This is a genomic window from Arthrobacter glycogeni (genome assembly GCF_054510815.1).
Genome location: NZ_JBTNDV010000011.1, coordinates 22,203 through 37,013, shown reverse-complemented (window position 1 = coordinate 37,013; position 14,811 = coordinate 22,203). Strand labels below are relative to the sequence as shown.

Below are 14,811 nucleotides of genomic sequence, written 5' to 3'. Positions count from 1 at the left end.
TGAGCCGTGAGTATCCCTCCGGCCAAACAGGTCCCTACGCTGAACATCGCCAACGTCCTTACGGTGGTGAGGATCCTGCTGGTCCCGTTCTTCATCTGGTTCCTGCTCCTCGACGACTCAGCCGACGACGGCAGCGGGGGGTTGTTCCGCTGGCTGGCCGTGGCGGTCTTCGCCGTCGCGATCTACACCGACAAGCTGGACGGCGACCTGGCCCGCAGCCGAGGGCTGATCACCGACTTCGGGAAGATCGCGGATCCGATCGCCGACAAGCTGCTGATCGGCTCTGCCCTGATCCTGCTCTCAATCCTGGGCGAACTCTGGTGGTGGGTGACCATCGTGATCCTGGTCCGTGAACTCGGCATTACCGTGCTGCGCTTCGCCGTCATCCGGTATGGGGTGATGCCCGCCTCGCGGGGCGGGAAACTCAAAACCGTGATCCAGACCTTCGCGATCTTCCTGTACCTGCTCCCGCTCGCCGGTCTGGTGGGGGACTGGTATTCCTGGCTGGCCATCGCCGTGATGCTCACGGCCGTTGCTGTCACCGTCATCACCGGGCTGGACTACATTGTGCAGGCGGTCCGGCTGCGACGCGACGCCCGCGCACCGGGACAGCCCGGCCCAACGTCGTAATGGCTACCTCCGCCGACGCGTCGGGGTCCGCCGCCGAGGTGGTCAGCCTGGCTGCCACCCGAAACCTGACCGTCGCGACAGCCGAATCGCTGACCGCCGGGCTGGTTGCCGCGGAGCTCGGAGCGGTACCCGGCGCGTCCGCTGTTTTTCAGGGCGGGGCGGTGACCTACCAGAACAGGGTCAAGGTGGATGTTCTCGGTGTTGACGCCGATGGGCTTGCGGCAACCGGAGCCGTGGACGCCGTCGTCGCCCGCCAAATGGCTGACGGGGCGCGCCGGGTGTTCACCGCTGATCTGGCCGTGTCGACCACCGGGGCCGCCGGGCCCGAACCCCACGGGGGCAAAGCCGTCGGTACAGTTTTCGTTGCTGTCGCGTCGGCGGCCGGAACAACTGTCAGCGAGTACCTGTTCGACGGCGACCGGGAGGAGGTGCGCCAGCGTGCGTGTGCTGCCGCACTGGACCAATTGAGTGCTGTATTGCGAGAGCAGGACGCAGGGAACAAATCCTAGGACCGAACAGTTATCATTACTGTCAGCCATTGAACAGGTTGACAGCTTAGGCTTGACACTACGAAGCCGGTACAGCTCCGTAAGGAGACTCCGGTTCAAATGCAACGAGGGAGCATGGCGATTCAGATGGTAAAGCAACCCGTATCCATAAACGGAGTAGTCCGTTGGCGGGATGTGGGGTTGGCGGATGACGCACAGCGGAAGCCGAAGGAGCGCAAGATGGTAGTGCTACGCCACGAGATTGGGGATGTCCTGCGGGACGTTCGCCAGCGGCAGGGACGCACACTGCGCGAGGTGTCGCATAGCGCACGAGTCTCGCTGGGTTACCTGAGCGAGGTGGAGCGAGGCCAGAAGGAAGCGTCCTCCGAGCTTCTTTCCTCCATCTGCACGGCGCTCGACGTCCCGTTGTCCCTCATGCTCCGCGAGGTCAGTGAGCGTCTCGCCGAGGCGGAGGGTGTGTCAGTACCCGACACCGTCCCACAGGAATTCGCCAGGGCTTTCGTGGGAGACATCCGCGATGACCTCGCCAACGATTTCAGCCGCGGACTAGCAGCCACGAACCGCTAACGGCGCGGTCAAAGCAGTCTCACCGAGACCGTATAAACACAACCCGCCGGGACAATCCCGGCGGGTTGTGTTGTGGGTCAATCACCACTTGTCTTTGGTGTACGTCTCATTGAGCTGGGCGATCAGCTGGCCGAGGGTGGTGAGGTCCTTGACGTCCCAGTCATCCATCAGATTGTGGAACGCTTCCTTGCGGGCAGTCTGTGCGGTGACCAACTGCTGCGATCCGGCGGGGGTCAGGGTGATGGATTGGGCGCGGCCGTCCAGGGGGTCGGCCTCCTTCTGCACCAGCCCCAACTGCTCGAGCATGGCGATCTGGCGGCTGACCGACGGTTTCCCGACGCCGATGCTCGCGGCGATGTCCGTCAGTCTCATGGCACCCTCGCGCTGGAGGATGACCAGCAGCCCATAGGCAGCCGGCTCCATGTCCGGGTGGACCCGCCTGGCCACCTTGTAGGAGTTCGATCGTGCCCTCCGCCACAACATGCTCAGTTGTTGCTCCAGTGCCTGAATGGCAGTGTCAACGGTGGGGTCGGCTTCACGATGCTCGGCTGTCATGTGGTTCATTCTATGGTGACCGACACAATCGCCGGGGAAAGAGTTTCGTTGGGAGAATAAGTCGAACCGCCAGCCGGGCAGAAGTGAGAGGATTACCCCATGCGAACCAGTGACTTTTGGCGGCTTATGGATGACGAGTTTGGGGGCGGGTACTCCCGTACCCTGGCCCGCACCATCGTCCTGGCGGAACTCGGGGGTCGCACTCCGGTGGAGGCGCTCGGCGCAGGAATCGGACCCCGGGACATTTGGGCGGCGGTGTGTGAGCTGCAGGACGTACCACTTGAACGGCGCCTGGGCCGAGACATCACCCCCACCTAGGGCCCGGCCAGCCCCTGACACGCCGCACGAGTTATTCGAATATTTGTTCGGATAGGACTATCATTTCTAACAGACGGCAGTCATGGTTATCCACATACGCCGTGATGCTTCTCAATTTGTCAGTGCCCCGGGTTACGGTCGAATTGAACACGAAAAAGGCCGTCACGGCCATAACAAACCGAGGTGAAGAATGGCCGCACCAGCAGACCGCGAGAAAGCACTCGAAGCAGCACTCGCGCAGATCGACAAGCAGTATGGCAAGGGCTCGGTGATGCGTCTGGGCGATGAGGTGCGCGCCCCAATTGAGACCATTTCCACCAGTTCGATCGCGCTTGACGCCGCGTTGGGCATTGGCGGGCTTCCCCGGGGCAGGGTCGTGGAGATCTACGGTCCAGAGTCCTCAGGTAAGACGACCCTGGCCCTGCACGCTGTCGCCAACGCGCAACGCAACGGTGGCATTGCGGCATTCATCGATGCTGAGCACGCCCTTGACCCCGAGTACGCCAAACGACTGGGTGTCGATACCGACGCCCTCCTGGTGTCCCAGCCGGACACCGGCGAGCAGGCGCTGGAGATCATGGACATGCTGATCGGTTCCGGATCGATTGACGTGATCGTGATCGACTCGGTGGCAGCACTGGTGCCGCGCGCCGAGATCGAGGGCGACATGGGCGACAGCCACGTGGGCCTGCAGGCACGGCTAATGAGTCAGGCGCTCCGGAAGATCACCGGTCGCCTCGCCCAGAGCAAAACCACAGCGATCTTCATCAACCAGCTTCGAGAGAAGATCGGCGTGTTCTTCGGTAGCCCCGAAACAACCACCGGTGGTAAAGCGCTGAAGTTCTACGCGTCCATCCGGATTGACGTCCGCCGGATCGAGACACTGAAGGAAGGTGCGGTCCCGGTCGGAAACCGGACCCGCGCCAAGGTAGTCAAGAACAAGATGGCGCCGCCCTTCAAACAGGCCGAGTTCGACATCCTGTACGGCTACGGAATTTCACGCGAGGGCGGGCTGATCGACGTCGGCGTCGAAAACGGCCTGGTCAAAAAGTCCGGTGCCTGGTTCACCTACGACGGGGACCAGCTGGGTCAGGGCAAGGAAAACGCACGGAAGTTCCTACTCGACAACCCAGACCTCACCGACGAGCTGGAACGCCGCATCCGCGAGAAGCTCGGCGTCGGGGTAGCGGCCGAGGACGCAACGGTCGAGCCAAAGGCAAAGGTTGAGCCCAAGCTGAAGGCGGTTAGCGGAGAGAACCGCTAGGCAACCATGGCGTTCGGACGGAATGGCGGCTCCAGGGGTGGGACAGAAGAGGGCATCCCTGGAACCGCAAAGCGGGCCTCCGAGCCCGATGCCGACCTGTACGCGACCGCCCGCTCGATCGTGCTGCGCCAACTGACGCTGGCACCAAAAAGTCGCCATCAGCTCGCCTCCAAACTAGCGGAGCGGGATGTGCCGGACGAGGTGGCTGTCGCCGTATTGGACCGGTTCGAAGAGGTCGAGCTGGTTGACGACGCAGAATTCGCCATGATGTGGGTAAGGAGCCGGGCCTCGACCCGGTCGCTGGCCCGGAGCGCGCTGAAACGTGAACTAGCCGGGAAAGGTATCCACGGAGACATCGCCGAGGAGGCCCTCGCCCAGGTGAGCGACGACGAGGAGCGCGACGCAGCTGAAGAGCTCGTCCGCCGCAAGCACCGGCCTGGCGCCGTGTGCATGGATAGGGCCGCCCGTGACAAAGAGACCCGACGGCTGGTGAGCATGCTAGGACGCAAGGGCTACGGCCCGTCGCTGGCCTTCAGCGTGGTCAGATTGGTGCTCGATGAGGCCGCTAGGGACATTGACGCCGATGATGCTGAGGGAACCGGCGCTGGTCCGGATCTCGACTGACCCGACGCATCCACTTGATGCAGCCGGTTGGTTCAGGGTTGTCTCGCTCCATTGACCCGTTATCCATTCGTTCCCTTAATCGGCCAACAAAGGTCTGGCGGACCCTGAACCCTGAACTGTAGGCTGAGCAGCGTCATGATCGGGTTGGGGCGGACTTTAACTGCTGCACGGATGGGCGCTGGTGCAGCGTTAGCCGTGCTAGTCCTTGGTGCCTCGCTCCTGACCCCAGTTACTCCCGCTGTCGCCTTGGACTTTCCGACCTGGGACGACATTCGTCAGGCCAAGGACAACGCCGCCGCCAAACGGGGCCAGGTCACGGACATCGAATCCCTGTTGGAGGGGCTCCGCTCGACCTCGGCAGAGCTGGGTGACGCGGCGGTAGAATCCGCTGCCGACCACACCCGCGCGGTAGAGGAGCTACGGGTCAGTGAGCGGCTCTCCGATACCCTTGCGATCCAGCTCGTCAATGCGCGAGCCGAGTCGGCCGACCAGCACGAGGCAGCGGGAGCCGCTGCCGCTCTTTCCTACAAGACGGGAAGCACGAACACCGGGATGCTGGCGTTGCTGGATCCTGAGGGCGCCATGGATCTCCTCGACCGGATGATGGTGCTGGAAAGGGTCACCGATCGTGCCGCCGGCTCTTACAGCAACGCCGTAGCAGCGGAGCAGGAAGTGGAATCCCTCCAGGACCGCTACGCCGCTGCCGCCAACCGACACCGTGAACTCACTGCCGAAGCCGCCGACCGTCTCAGCGTCGCCCGGGGCGACGACGCTGCAGCGCGGGCCGGGGTCCAGGAGCAGGAAGCCCGGGCCGCGGTGCTCTTCGAACAGCTCGCGGAGCTCAATGACACGACGGCCTCGGTGGAGGCCGAGCGCATTCAAGGCTTGCAGGAGCAGGCCGCCTTCCTCGAGCAGCAAGCGGCAGCAGAGGCTGCTGCGCTAGTTCGGGCGGCGGTCGAGTCCGCTGAGATGACCACGGCACCTCCCCGAGCTCCTGCACCGCCCGCGGTAGCGGATCCGGCAGGTCGGCCGCCGACCCCCCAGAAGTCGGCGCCCTCGACACAGGCGCCCCCGATGCCGGCGCCCCAGACACAGGCGCCCCCGATGCCGGCGCCCCAGGCACCGGCGCCACGTCCGCCAGCGCTCCTACCGGGCCCGGCCCCTGCCCCGGCGCACCCTGAGCCCGCCCCTGTACCCGCGCCCGCGCCAACCCCTGCACCAGCTCCGCCGGCCCCGGCACCGATCGTTGACGACCCTGCCGGAGCACAGGCCTACGCCTCCTCCCGCCTCTCCTCATTCGGATGGGGCGACGGCGAGTTCCAGTGCCTGGTAGACCTCTGGAACAAAGAATCCCGGTGGCTGACCAGCGCCAACAACCCCTCCAGTGGCGCCTACGGCATCCCGCAGTCACTGCCCGGCAGTAAAATGGGCAGTGCCGGCGCCGACTGGCGCACCAACTACCGCACCCAGATCGAATGGGGTCTGGGCTATATCTCGGGCCGGTACGGATCACCCTGCGCCGCCTGGCAGCATTCCCAACGTGTGGGCTGGTACTAACCACCCCTGCCCCCGCCCGGAGCCGATTGTGGGGCCACGCCCGGCACACGTACCCTTAACGGGTGAGTCCTATCGCCCCTACCCTTCCCGCAGATCCCGCCGCCGATCTGGCGGGAGACCCCACGCCACTATCAGGGGCGCTGCGCACCTACGAGGTTCGCACCTACGGGTGCCAGATGAACGTCCACGATTCCGAGCGGATCTCGGGGCTACTGGAAAACGCCGGCTACACGGCGGCCACCGGCACGCAGGCCGACGTCGTCGTCTTCAATACCTGCGCGGTCCGCGAAAATGCCGATAACAAGCTGTACGGAAACCTTGGCATGCTCGCCTCGGTGAAGGAAAAACATCCCGGCATGCAGATCGCCGTTGGAGGCTGCCTCGCCCAGAAGGACCGCGACACTATCCTGAAGAAGGCGCCGTGGGTTGACGCAGTGTTCGGCACCCACAACGTCGGTGCCCTCCCAGCCCTGCTGGAGCGGGCCCGTCACAACAACGAGGCGCAACTGGAGATTCTCGAGTCCCTCGATGTCTTTCCTTCCACTCTGCCGACCAAGCGCGACGCGGTCTACTCCGGCTGGGTGTCGATTTCGGTTGGCTGCAACAACACCTGCACTTTTTGCATTGTGCCGGCCCTGCGGGGCAAGGAACGCGACCGGCGCCCGGGGGAGATCCTCGCCGAGATTGAGGCGCTGGTCGCCGACGGCGCCATTGAGGTCACCCTGCTGGGACAGAACGTCAACTCCTACGGGGTGGAATTCGGCGACCGGGGGGCATTCGCCAAACTGCTCCGTGCCTGCGGCAGCATTGAAGGCCTCGAACGGGTCAGGTTCACCAGCCCCCACCCCGCAGCGTTCACCGACGACGTCATCGACGCGATGGCCGAGACGCCCACTGTGATGCCCCAGCTGCACATGCCGTTGCAGTCGGGATCCGACCAGATTCTGAAAGCCATGCGCCGGTCCTACCGCTCCTCAAAGTTCCTGGGCATCCTGGACCGGGTGCGGGAAAAGATGCCGCACGCGTCAATCTCCACCGACATCATTGTCGGGTTCCCCGGGGAAACAGAGGCGGACTTCCAGGCCACCCTCGACGTCGTCGAGCAGTCCCGGTTCGCCACCGCCTTCACCTTCCAGTACTCCAAGCGTCCCGGCACGCCCGCCGCGGACCTGCCCGGCCAGATCCCGAAGGCTGTGGTGCAGGAACGGTTCGAGCGCCTGACCGCTCTACAGGACCGGATCGCCGCCGAAGAAAACGCACTCCAGCTCGGACGCACCGTCGAGCTGATGGTGACCGCCCAACAGGGCCGCAAAGCCAGCGAAACCCACCGCCTGTCAGGCAGGGCCCGCGATCAACGGCTGGTGCACTTCTCGGTACCCGACGGGGTCGAGCCACCCCGGCCCGGCGACCTGGTGACTGTTACGGTCACCGAGGCCGCTGCCTTCCACCTGGTCGCCGACCCAGCGTCGGGCGCCGACATTCACATCCGCAGGTCCCGGGCCGGCGACGCCTGGGATAGGTCCCAGGCCGATTCCTGCGGTGCGCCGGCACCCGGTGCGACCGGCCCCGGGGCCGCAACTGCGGGTGCTGTGTCGCTGGGGATGCCCTCGCTCCCGGTCCGCGGCGCCTAACGGTGACTGCGACGGGCACAGCAGCGCCACCCCTGATTGCCGTCGTCGGGCCCACCGGATCGGGGAAGTCCTCGCTCGGCATTGACCTGGCGCAGCAGTTCGACGGCGAGATCATCAACGCCGACTCCATGCAGTTCTACCGGGGCATGGACATCGGCACCGCCAAGGTCACAGTCCAGGAACGGCAGGGGATACCGCATCACCTGCTGGACACCCTCGACGTGCATGAGGAAGCCAGCGTGGCGGCCTACCAGCAGCAGGCACGCGCGACGATCACCGCCATCCGGGACCGGGGCAAACTGCCGATCCTGGTCGGCGGATCCGGTCTCTACGTGCGGGCAGCCCTCGATATGCTCGAATTCCCCGGTACCAACCCCCCTGTCAGGGCCCGGCTGGAGGCAGACCTGGCCCGCGACGGGGCCGATTCGCTCCGCCAGCGGCTGGCGCAGATCGACCCGCTCTCTGCCGGGCGGGACCTCGACGATCGGCGCCTGATCCGCGCGCTGGAAGTCCACGAGGTGACCGGCCGTCCCTTCAGCTCCTTCATGCCGCAACGCCGCTACCACCAGCCATCGCTGCAGCTTGGGCTGCAGGTCGACCGCGCCCTCCTGCGGGCGCGCCTCGCGGCCAGGGTTCACACCATGGTGGATAAAGGGTTGCTTGAGGAAGTGGCCAGCCTCGACAACCACGGGCTGCGCACCGGCCGCACCGCGTCCAGAGCGCTCGGCTACGCCCAATTCCTCCAGGTTCTCGATGGTGGGCTGACCTTGGACCAGGCGGCCACCGAGACCATCGACGCGACCCGTCGCTTCGCGCGCCGACAGCTCACGTGGTTCCGCGCCGACCCGCGGATCACCTGGCTCGATTGGGAGGATCCGCACCTCAGCACTCGGGCTGCGGACCACATCCGGCAGACCTTCGGCCTATCCTAGACACGTGACTACACCACCCGACGCCCCTGTTTCCCCCGCCCCGACCACCCTCACCGGGGTGTCCTTCACCAAGGGCCACGGCACCGGCAACGACTTTGTGCTGATCACCGACCCGGATGGAGCGTTGGAGATTGGGCCCGACGACGTCCGGACCATTTGCGACAGGCATCGCGGGATCGGAGCGGACGGGCTGATCCGGGCCATCCGATCCCAGTACCTCCCCGAGGGCAGGGCATTGCTGCAGGGCGACCCCTCGGCGGAATGGTTCATGGACTACCGCAACGCGGACGGCTCACTGTCGGAGATGTGCGGCAACGGGGTTCGGGTGTTTGTCCATCTGCTGGTGTCGGCTGGGCTTCTTAGCCTCGCCGAGGGAGCCACCGTGTCAATCGGGACCCGCGGTGGGATCAAAGTGGTGGAGCGGTCGCCCGACGGCTATTCGGTGGATATGGGGCCCTGGGAGTTCATCTTCCCCGACGTCGCTACCGCACGCGGCACGGACTCACTGGTCGAGGCCACCGGCCTTGAAGTGCCCCGGCCTGCACTATCCATCAGCATGGGCAACCCGCACACAGTGGTGGCCCTCGCCGATCCCGCCGAACTTGAGGCGACCCGGCTCTTCGACGCGCCACTGGTCCAGCCCGCGCCCGCCGATGGCACCAACGTTGAATTCGTGGTGCCCCACGACCCGCTGGTGAACGACGGTGTCGGCCAGGTCCGCATGCGGGTTCACGAGCGTGGCGTCGGGGAAACCCTATCCTGCGGCACCGGGGCCTGTGCCGCCGCCGTGGCCACCAGGTTCTGGGCCGGGGCCGAGGCGCCCTTGGTGTGGAGGGTCGAGGTGCCCGGCGGCGTCGTCGGCGTGCGCTTTCATGCGGGAACCGACGGCCGTGAACATGTCAGCCTCAGCGGGCCAGTCGTGTTCGTGGCTACCGGCACCCTCCTCTAGGCGCGGTCTTCTAGGCGCGGAGCCGCTCGACCCGGATGACCCTGAACGTCTTCGAGGTGGCCGTCCTGGATATCTCGAAGCCATCGCCCAGCTGATCGGCGATCCACTTCTGCAGCGAGTCGGCACCGAGGTTCTTCTGCACCACCAGCCAGGATGAACCACCCGGGGACAGCCGCGGAAGCCATTTCAGCAGCAGCGCGTGCAACTCATCCTTGCCGACCCGGATTGGGGGATTGGACCAGATGGTGTCGAAGGTTGCGTCGGCGTCGACCTCCTCGGGACGCTGGGCCAGCACATTGTTCAGTCCCAGCAGCTTCGCGTTCTCTACCGTGAGTGCCAGGGCCCGTTCGTTGACGTCGATGGCGAGCACTTCGGCGTCGGGCGCCTTCAGGGCCATGGTGAGCGCCAGCGGCCCCCAGCCGCAGCCGATATCCAACATTCGCCCGCCCACCGGATCGGGCGCCTCGGCGAGCAGGATGCGGGTGCCCTTGTCGATCGAATCAGCGCTGAAAATTCCTGAGGAGGTCACCAGTGTGCGCTCCACCCCGGCGAGCATCGTGCGCAGCGGTTTGCGGGTCTCCGGGCCGGACGGCTGGGCGCTGAAGTAGTGGGAATCCATAACAAACCAGCCTAGACGATATGTGGTGAGGGGTCGGGGTTGTCCGCTACCGACCCCGGGCGGGCGGCGGGCGGGCACCGCGGGACACCGTTGGGCACCCGGTCCGTTCCGGTGAGCAATCTAGGCATCGGTGAGCGGTATTTCCACCCTCAAGGCCTGAACTGACCCACGCGGTCCACGTTGCTCACCGATCCGGCCCAGAGTCGGGGGACGAAATGATTGCGCGCTCAGTGAATTGCCTCCCGCAGTGGGTGCTGGGGCGATTACCATTGAGCAACACCATTTAGGGAGCGTATGTCCACGAGTAACGGGGGACCGGCCACGCCGGAACCGGAGATTGGCCCAGCCGAAATTCAGGCAGTCATCGACAGGATCCTGGCGAAGGATGAAGCAGTGTCCGCGAAGGGGGCTGGAAACCGTTTCGCCGGGCCTTCGTCGGCTAACGACGGCGCACGTTCGTCTTACGACGGCGACCAACAGGATCTCGACGAACGGCGCGCGCTGAGGCGGGTCGCAGGGCTGTCCACCGAGCTCGAAGACGTCACCGAGGTCGAATACCGCCAACTCCGTCTGGAGCGGGTCGTCCTCGCCGGACTGTGGAGCGAAGGCACGGCTGAAGACGCCGAGAATTCCCTGCGCGAACTGTCCGCCCTTGCCGCCACCGCCGGCTCCGAGGTGCTTGACGGAATAGTCCAACGTCGACTCAAACCGGACCCCGGCACCTTCCTCGGCTCCGGTAAGGCCCAGGAGCTCAAGGACATCGTGGTCGCCACCGGAGCCGACACCGTGATCGTCGACAGCGAGCTCTCCCCGTCCCAGCGTCGTGGCCTGGAGGACATCGTCAAGGTCAAGGTCATCGACCGGACAGCCCTGATCCTCGATATCTTCGCCCAACATGCCAAATCCCGTGAGGGTAAAGCCCAGGTTGAGCTAGCCCAACTTGAGTACCTCCTCCCCAGGCTTCGTGGCTGGGGCGACTCAATGTCCCGTCAGGCCGGCGGCCAGGTCGGTGGTGCCGGCGCCGGTATGGGCTCACGTGGCCCCGGCGAAACGAAGATCGAACTTGATCGGCGAAAGATCCGCACCCGGATGGCCAAGCTGCGGCGCGAAATCAGCGCCATGAAGCCGGCCCGCGAAACCAAGCGCGCCAACCGCCGTCGTAATGAGATTCCTTCGGTAGCGATCGCCGGTTACACCAACGCCGGGAAGTCGTCGCTCCTGAACCGGCTGACCGACGCCGGGGTCCTGGTGGAGAATGCGCTGTTCGCGACGCTGGATCCCACGGTGCGTAAGGCAGAGACGGCCGATGGGCTGGGCTACACCCTCGCAGACACTGTTGGCTTCGTCAGGTCGCTGCCGACGCAGCTCGTCGAAGCGTTCCGGTCGACGCTGGAGGAGATCGCCGACTCGGACCTGATCCTGCACGTAGTGGACGTGTCCCACCCTGACCCGGAGGGGCAGATTGCCGCCGTGAGGGAGGTCCTCTCCGAGGTGGACGCCCGCAAGGTCCCAGAGATCATCGTTTTGAACAAGGCCGACGCGGCAGATCCCTTTGTGATCGAGCGGCTCCGCCAGCGCGAGCCACGGCATATCGTAGTCTCCGCGCGCACCGGGCAGGGTATCGCGGAGCTGCTGGAAGCCGTCAGCGCCGCTATCCCGCGCCCCAGCGTCAAGCTGGCCCTGCTCGTGCCGTACGAGCGTGGCGACGTCGTGAGCCGGCTCCACCAGTCCGACGCCGAGATCCTCAGTCTTGAGCACGTCGAGTCGGGCACCCGCCTCGATGTGATGGTCCGCGAGGGTCTCGCCGCCGAGCTGGAGGAATTCCGCCAGCATGCCTAGCGGTACCATTGGGCCGCTGGAACTCCTCGATGCAGCAGTCGATGCCATGGGCGGCGAGAACCGTGTCGGCCAGCATGAGATGACTCGGCGGGTAGCCGAAGCATTGACCTCCGGCGACCACCTGCTGGTCCAGGCGGGCACGGGCACCGGTAAGTCTCTGGCGTACCTGATCCCGCTGATCTCGCACGCACTGACCCATGAGAAGCCGGCCATCGTCTCGACGGCGACCCTCGCCCTTCAGGCGCAGATTGTCGGACGTGACGTGCCGCGGCTACTGAAGGCCCTCAAGGGAAAACTGCCCCGGCCGGTGGACGTCGTGCTCCTGAAGGGCCGCGGCAACTACGTGTGCAAACACAAGACGGGCGGCGGTTTCCCTGAGGAAGGTGCACCGGAGGCACTTTTCAGTATGGGGGAGGACACAGCAGCCCCGCACCCAGCGGCCGGCCCCGCCACACCCCTGGGCCGCGAGGTGGTCCGCCTCAGGGAGTGGGCCGAGACCACCGATACCGGTGATCGTGACGAGCTGACCCCCGGCGTCAGTGAGCAGGCCTGGCGTCAGGTGTCGGTGACCAGCATGGAATGCCTCGGTGCACAGAAGTGCCCGGTCGCCGCCGAGTGCTTCAGTGAACGGGCCCGGGCCAAAGCCGGCGACGCCGACATTGTCATCACCAACCACGCGATGCTCGCCATCAGTGCCTTCGAGGGGCTGGCGGTGCTCCCCGAATACGACGTCGTGGTGATCGACGAGGCACACGAACTGCATGACCGCGTCACGGGCGCGGTCTCCGGGCAACTCTCCACAGGCATGATCTCCGCCGCGGCGTCGGCCGCGCGCAGGCACCTGTCGGTGAGTGCCGAACCCCTTGACTCGGCGAACCGGTTCTTCGAGTCGACAGTGGAAGGGGTCCCATCAGGGCTGATGGCGTCCGGGCTGGACGAGGAGCAGGAATCGGCCGTTACCCAGGTCCGTGAGGCCTGCCGTGCCGTCCTGTCGGACGCCAAGGGTGACGGGCCGACGCCCGCCGACGGTGGGCGTCAACTTGCCAAATCCCATGTGCTGGCGGTCTTCGAACTCTGTGAGCGCCTCCTCACGGCCACCCCTGCGGGCGAAGTACTCTGGGCATCACGGCCCAGCACCTTCTCGCCCGGTACCGGGTACTCGCAGCCCGACGACGCCGCACCGGCCACGATCAACATTGCTCCACTGTCGGTGGCGGGGAAACTGCGTGAGGGCCTGTTCGCCGATCACACCGTCGTGCTGACGTCGGCAACGTTGGCTATCGGCTCCGAGTTTGGGCCGGTTGCCGGGTCGCTGGGCCTTGCCGGAGCTTCGGCTCCCTCCTGGACGGGCGTCGACGTCGGCAGTCCGTTCGATTACCCGAAGCAGGGCGTGCTCTACGTCGCCAAGGACCTGCCGAAGCCCGAACGAGGCACCTCGGCAGAACAGCTCGACGAACTCGAGGTCCTTCTCAAGGCGTCCCGCGGCGGCGCGCTGGGACTCTTCTCTTCGCGCCGGGCCGCCGAGGAAGCAGCCGAGGCGCTGCGTCCCCGGGTCGATTTTCAGATCCTGTGCCAGGGCGAATCCTCGATGTCAGCCCTGGTCAAACAGTTCTCCGATGAGCCCGACACATGCCTCTTCGGCACCATGTCCCTCTGGCAGGGCGTCGACGTCCCAGGCAGGTCCTGCCGGCTGGTCACCATCGACCGGATACCCTTCCCCCGGCCAGATGACCCCTTGATGACCGCCAGGACCAGGGCCGTGGCCAAGGCCGGCGGCAACGGGTTCATGAGCGTGTCAGCCACCCATGCTGCGGTCCGGCTGGCGCAGGGAGCAGGTCGGCTGATCCGCGCGACAGAGGACAGGGGAGTGGTCGCGATCCTTGACTCCCGGTTGGCCAACGCGCGCTACGGGTCGTTCCTGCGGGCGGCGCTGCCACCCTTCTGGTCGACCACGGACCGCGCAACGGCGGTGGGCGTCCTCGAGCGCCTGGCCGGGGAGCCCAGCCCCTAACAGTTTTCCCCTCCGCGCGGTTCGGCGCGGTTCGCCTCCGCCGCGGTGGTGCGCGGTGTGGCGGCGGGCAGTGTGCGGTCAGAGAGCGCGCATCACCGAGACAACCTTGCCCATGATGGTGGCTAGGTCACCAAGGATTGGTTCGTACTGGGTGTTTTGCGGGAGCAGCCAGGTGTGGCCGTCGCGTTGGCGGAAGGTCTTCACTGTGGCCTCGTCATCCAACAGGGCCGCCACAATGTCACCGTTCTGCGCCTCCTGCTGTCTGCGGACTACTACCCAATCGCCGTCGCAAATGGCTGCGTCGATCATCGAGTCACCGTAGACGCGCAGCATGAAGAGGTCGCCATGGCCGACCAATTGGCGGGGCAGCGGCATGACATCTTCGATTACCTGATCGGCCAGGACCGGGCCACCTGCAGCAATCCGGCCAACGAGCGGTACCATCGCGGCGTCCACCGCGCCGCCGATCTCGGACGGGACGCTGGGATCTGACCCCTGGGGGGCGCTCTTATGGTCGTGGTCGAGCGTTAGTGGAAGCAGGATTTCCATGGCCCGGGGGCGCTTGGGGTCGCGACGAAGGTAGCCCATCCGTTCCAGCTGGGACAGCTGGTGGGTGACGCTCGACAAACTGGCGAGTCCCACCGTATCCCCAATCTCCCGCATTGACGGCGGGTACCCATTGGTACCGATCGCCCGCTGGATGGTTTCGAGGATCTTCTTCTGCCGGGGCGTCATGCCCTTGGGCACCTGCCGGCCGCGGGGCCGGCCGCGCGTTGGAAGCGGGGTGGGGGGCAGATCCGAAGTTG

General features: G+C 65.7%; 15 protein-coding genes. 12 read left to right on the top strand and 3 right to left on the bottom strand.

All coding sequences use genetic code 11. The annotated features are described in order from the left end of the window. The first annotated feature begins 6 nt into the window (after positions 1-6). The 3 genes from pgsA to ACX80G_RS12410 all read left to right on the top strand — a co-directional run bounded on the left by pgsA (position 7) and on the right by ACX80G_RS12410 (position 1,706). Positions 7-630, top strand: a complete 624-nt coding sequence (gene pgsA, locus ACX80G_RS12420; protein WP_459307955.1) for a CDP-diacylglycerol--glycerol-3-phosphate 3-phosphatidyltransferase — start codon at positions 7-9, stop codon at positions 628-630. Further along, entirely contained in the window at positions 630-1,139 is a 510-nt protein-coding gene (locus ACX80G_RS12415) for a CinA family protein (RefSeq protein WP_459307954.1), read from the top strand. Before pgsA ends, ACX80G_RS12415 begins: the two co-directional genes overlap by 1 nt. Before the next feature lie 126 nt (positions 1,140-1,265). Beyond that, positions 1,266-1,706: a helix-turn-helix domain-containing protein gene (locus tag ACX80G_RS12410; RefSeq protein ID WP_459307953.1), complete on the top strand. Its 441-nt coding sequence runs from the start codon at positions 1,266-1,268 to the stop codon at positions 1,704-1,706. Between the two features lie 81 nt (positions 1,707-1,787). Here ACX80G_RS12410 and ACX80G_RS12405 read toward each other — a convergent pair whose 3' ends face one another. Continuing rightward, positions 1,788-2,261 (bottom strand): MarR family winged helix-turn-helix transcriptional regulator, encoded by a 474-nt coding sequence (locus ACX80G_RS12405; RefSeq protein WP_459307952.1) that lies wholly within the window; start codon positions 2,259-2,261, stop codon positions 1,788-1,790. A gap of 99 nt (positions 2,262-2,360) precedes the next feature. On the opposite strand from ACX80G_RS12405, the gene ACX80G_RS12400 reads away from it, so the two are divergent. From ACX80G_RS12400 to dapF, 7 genes are all read left to right on the top strand, one after another. Beyond that, on the top strand, positions 2,361-2,579 hold the full coding sequence (locus tag ACX80G_RS12400) for a DUF3046 domain-containing protein (protein ID WP_459307951.1): 219 nt from the start codon (positions 2,361-2,363) through the stop codon (positions 2,577-2,579). Between the two features lie 190 nt (positions 2,580-2,769). Next, complete coding sequence (gene recA / locus ACX80G_RS12395) at positions 2,770-3,843, top strand: recombinase RecA (RefSeq protein WP_459307950.1); 1,074 nt, start codon at positions 2,770-2,772, stop codon at positions 3,841-3,843. A 6-nt stretch (positions 3,844-3,849) separates the two neighbouring features. Further along, the gene (locus tag ACX80G_RS12390; protein ID WP_459307949.1) at positions 3,850-4,467 is read left to right on the top strand and encodes a regulatory protein RecX; all 618 of its coding nucleotides are present in this window, start codon (positions 3,850-3,852) and stop codon (positions 4,465-4,467) included. A 246-nt stretch (positions 4,468-4,713) separates the two neighbouring features. Beyond that, complete coding sequence (locus ACX80G_RS12385) at positions 4,714-6,024, top strand: coiled-coil domain-containing protein (RefSeq protein ID WP_459307948.1); 1,311 nt, start codon at positions 4,714-4,716, stop codon at positions 6,022-6,024. A gap of 107 nt (positions 6,025-6,131) precedes the next feature. Beyond that, entirely contained in the window at positions 6,132-7,655 is a 1,524-nt protein-coding gene (miaB, locus tag ACX80G_RS12380; protein ID WP_459308047.1) for a tRNA (N6-isopentenyl adenosine(37)-C2)-methylthiotransferase MiaB, read from the top strand. Between the two features lie 2 nt (positions 7,656-7,657). Further along, positions 7,658-8,587 (top strand): tRNA (adenosine(37)-N6)-dimethylallyltransferase MiaA, encoded by a 930-nt coding sequence (gene miaA, locus ACX80G_RS12375; RefSeq protein WP_459307947.1) that lies wholly within the window; start codon positions 7,658-7,660, stop codon positions 8,585-8,587. Between the two features lie 4 nt (positions 8,588-8,591). Beyond that, positions 8,592-9,536 carry a diaminopimelate epimerase gene (dapF, locus tag ACX80G_RS12370; protein ID WP_459307946.1) on the top strand — a complete coding sequence of 315 codons (945 nt, stop codon included), beginning with the start codon at positions 8,592-8,594 and terminating at the stop codon, positions 9,534-9,536. A gap of 10 nt (positions 9,537-9,546) precedes the next feature. Here the strand turns inward: dapF and ACX80G_RS12365 are convergent, their stop codons facing one another. After that, positions 9,547-10,155, bottom strand: a complete 609-nt coding sequence (locus ACX80G_RS12365) for a class I SAM-dependent methyltransferase (RefSeq protein ID WP_459307945.1) — start codon at positions 10,153-10,155, stop codon at positions 9,547-9,549. Positions 10,156-10,449: 294 nt separating this feature from the next. On the opposite strand from ACX80G_RS12365, the gene hflX reads away from it, so the two are divergent. Together hflX and ACX80G_RS12355 are read left to right on the top strand one after the other, a co-directional pair. Then, complete coding sequence (gene hflX, locus ACX80G_RS12360; protein ID WP_459307944.1) at positions 10,450-11,994, top strand: GTPase HflX; 1,545 nt, start codon at positions 10,450-10,452, stop codon at positions 11,992-11,994. After that, positions 11,987-14,005, top strand: coding sequence for an ATP-dependent DNA helicase (locus ACX80G_RS12355; protein ID WP_459307943.1), 2,019 nt, complete (start codon positions 11,987-11,989; stop codon positions 14,003-14,005). Before hflX ends, ACX80G_RS12355 begins: the two co-directional genes overlap by 8 nt. A gap of 78 nt (positions 14,006-14,083) precedes the next feature. Here the strand turns inward: ACX80G_RS12355 and lexA are convergent, their stop codons facing one another. Next, a complete protein-coding gene (lexA, locus tag ACX80G_RS12350; protein WP_459307942.1) occupies positions 14,084-14,740 on the bottom strand; it encodes a transcriptional repressor LexA in 657 nt (218 codons plus the stop codon). Positions 14,741-14,811 lie beyond the last annotated feature (71 nt).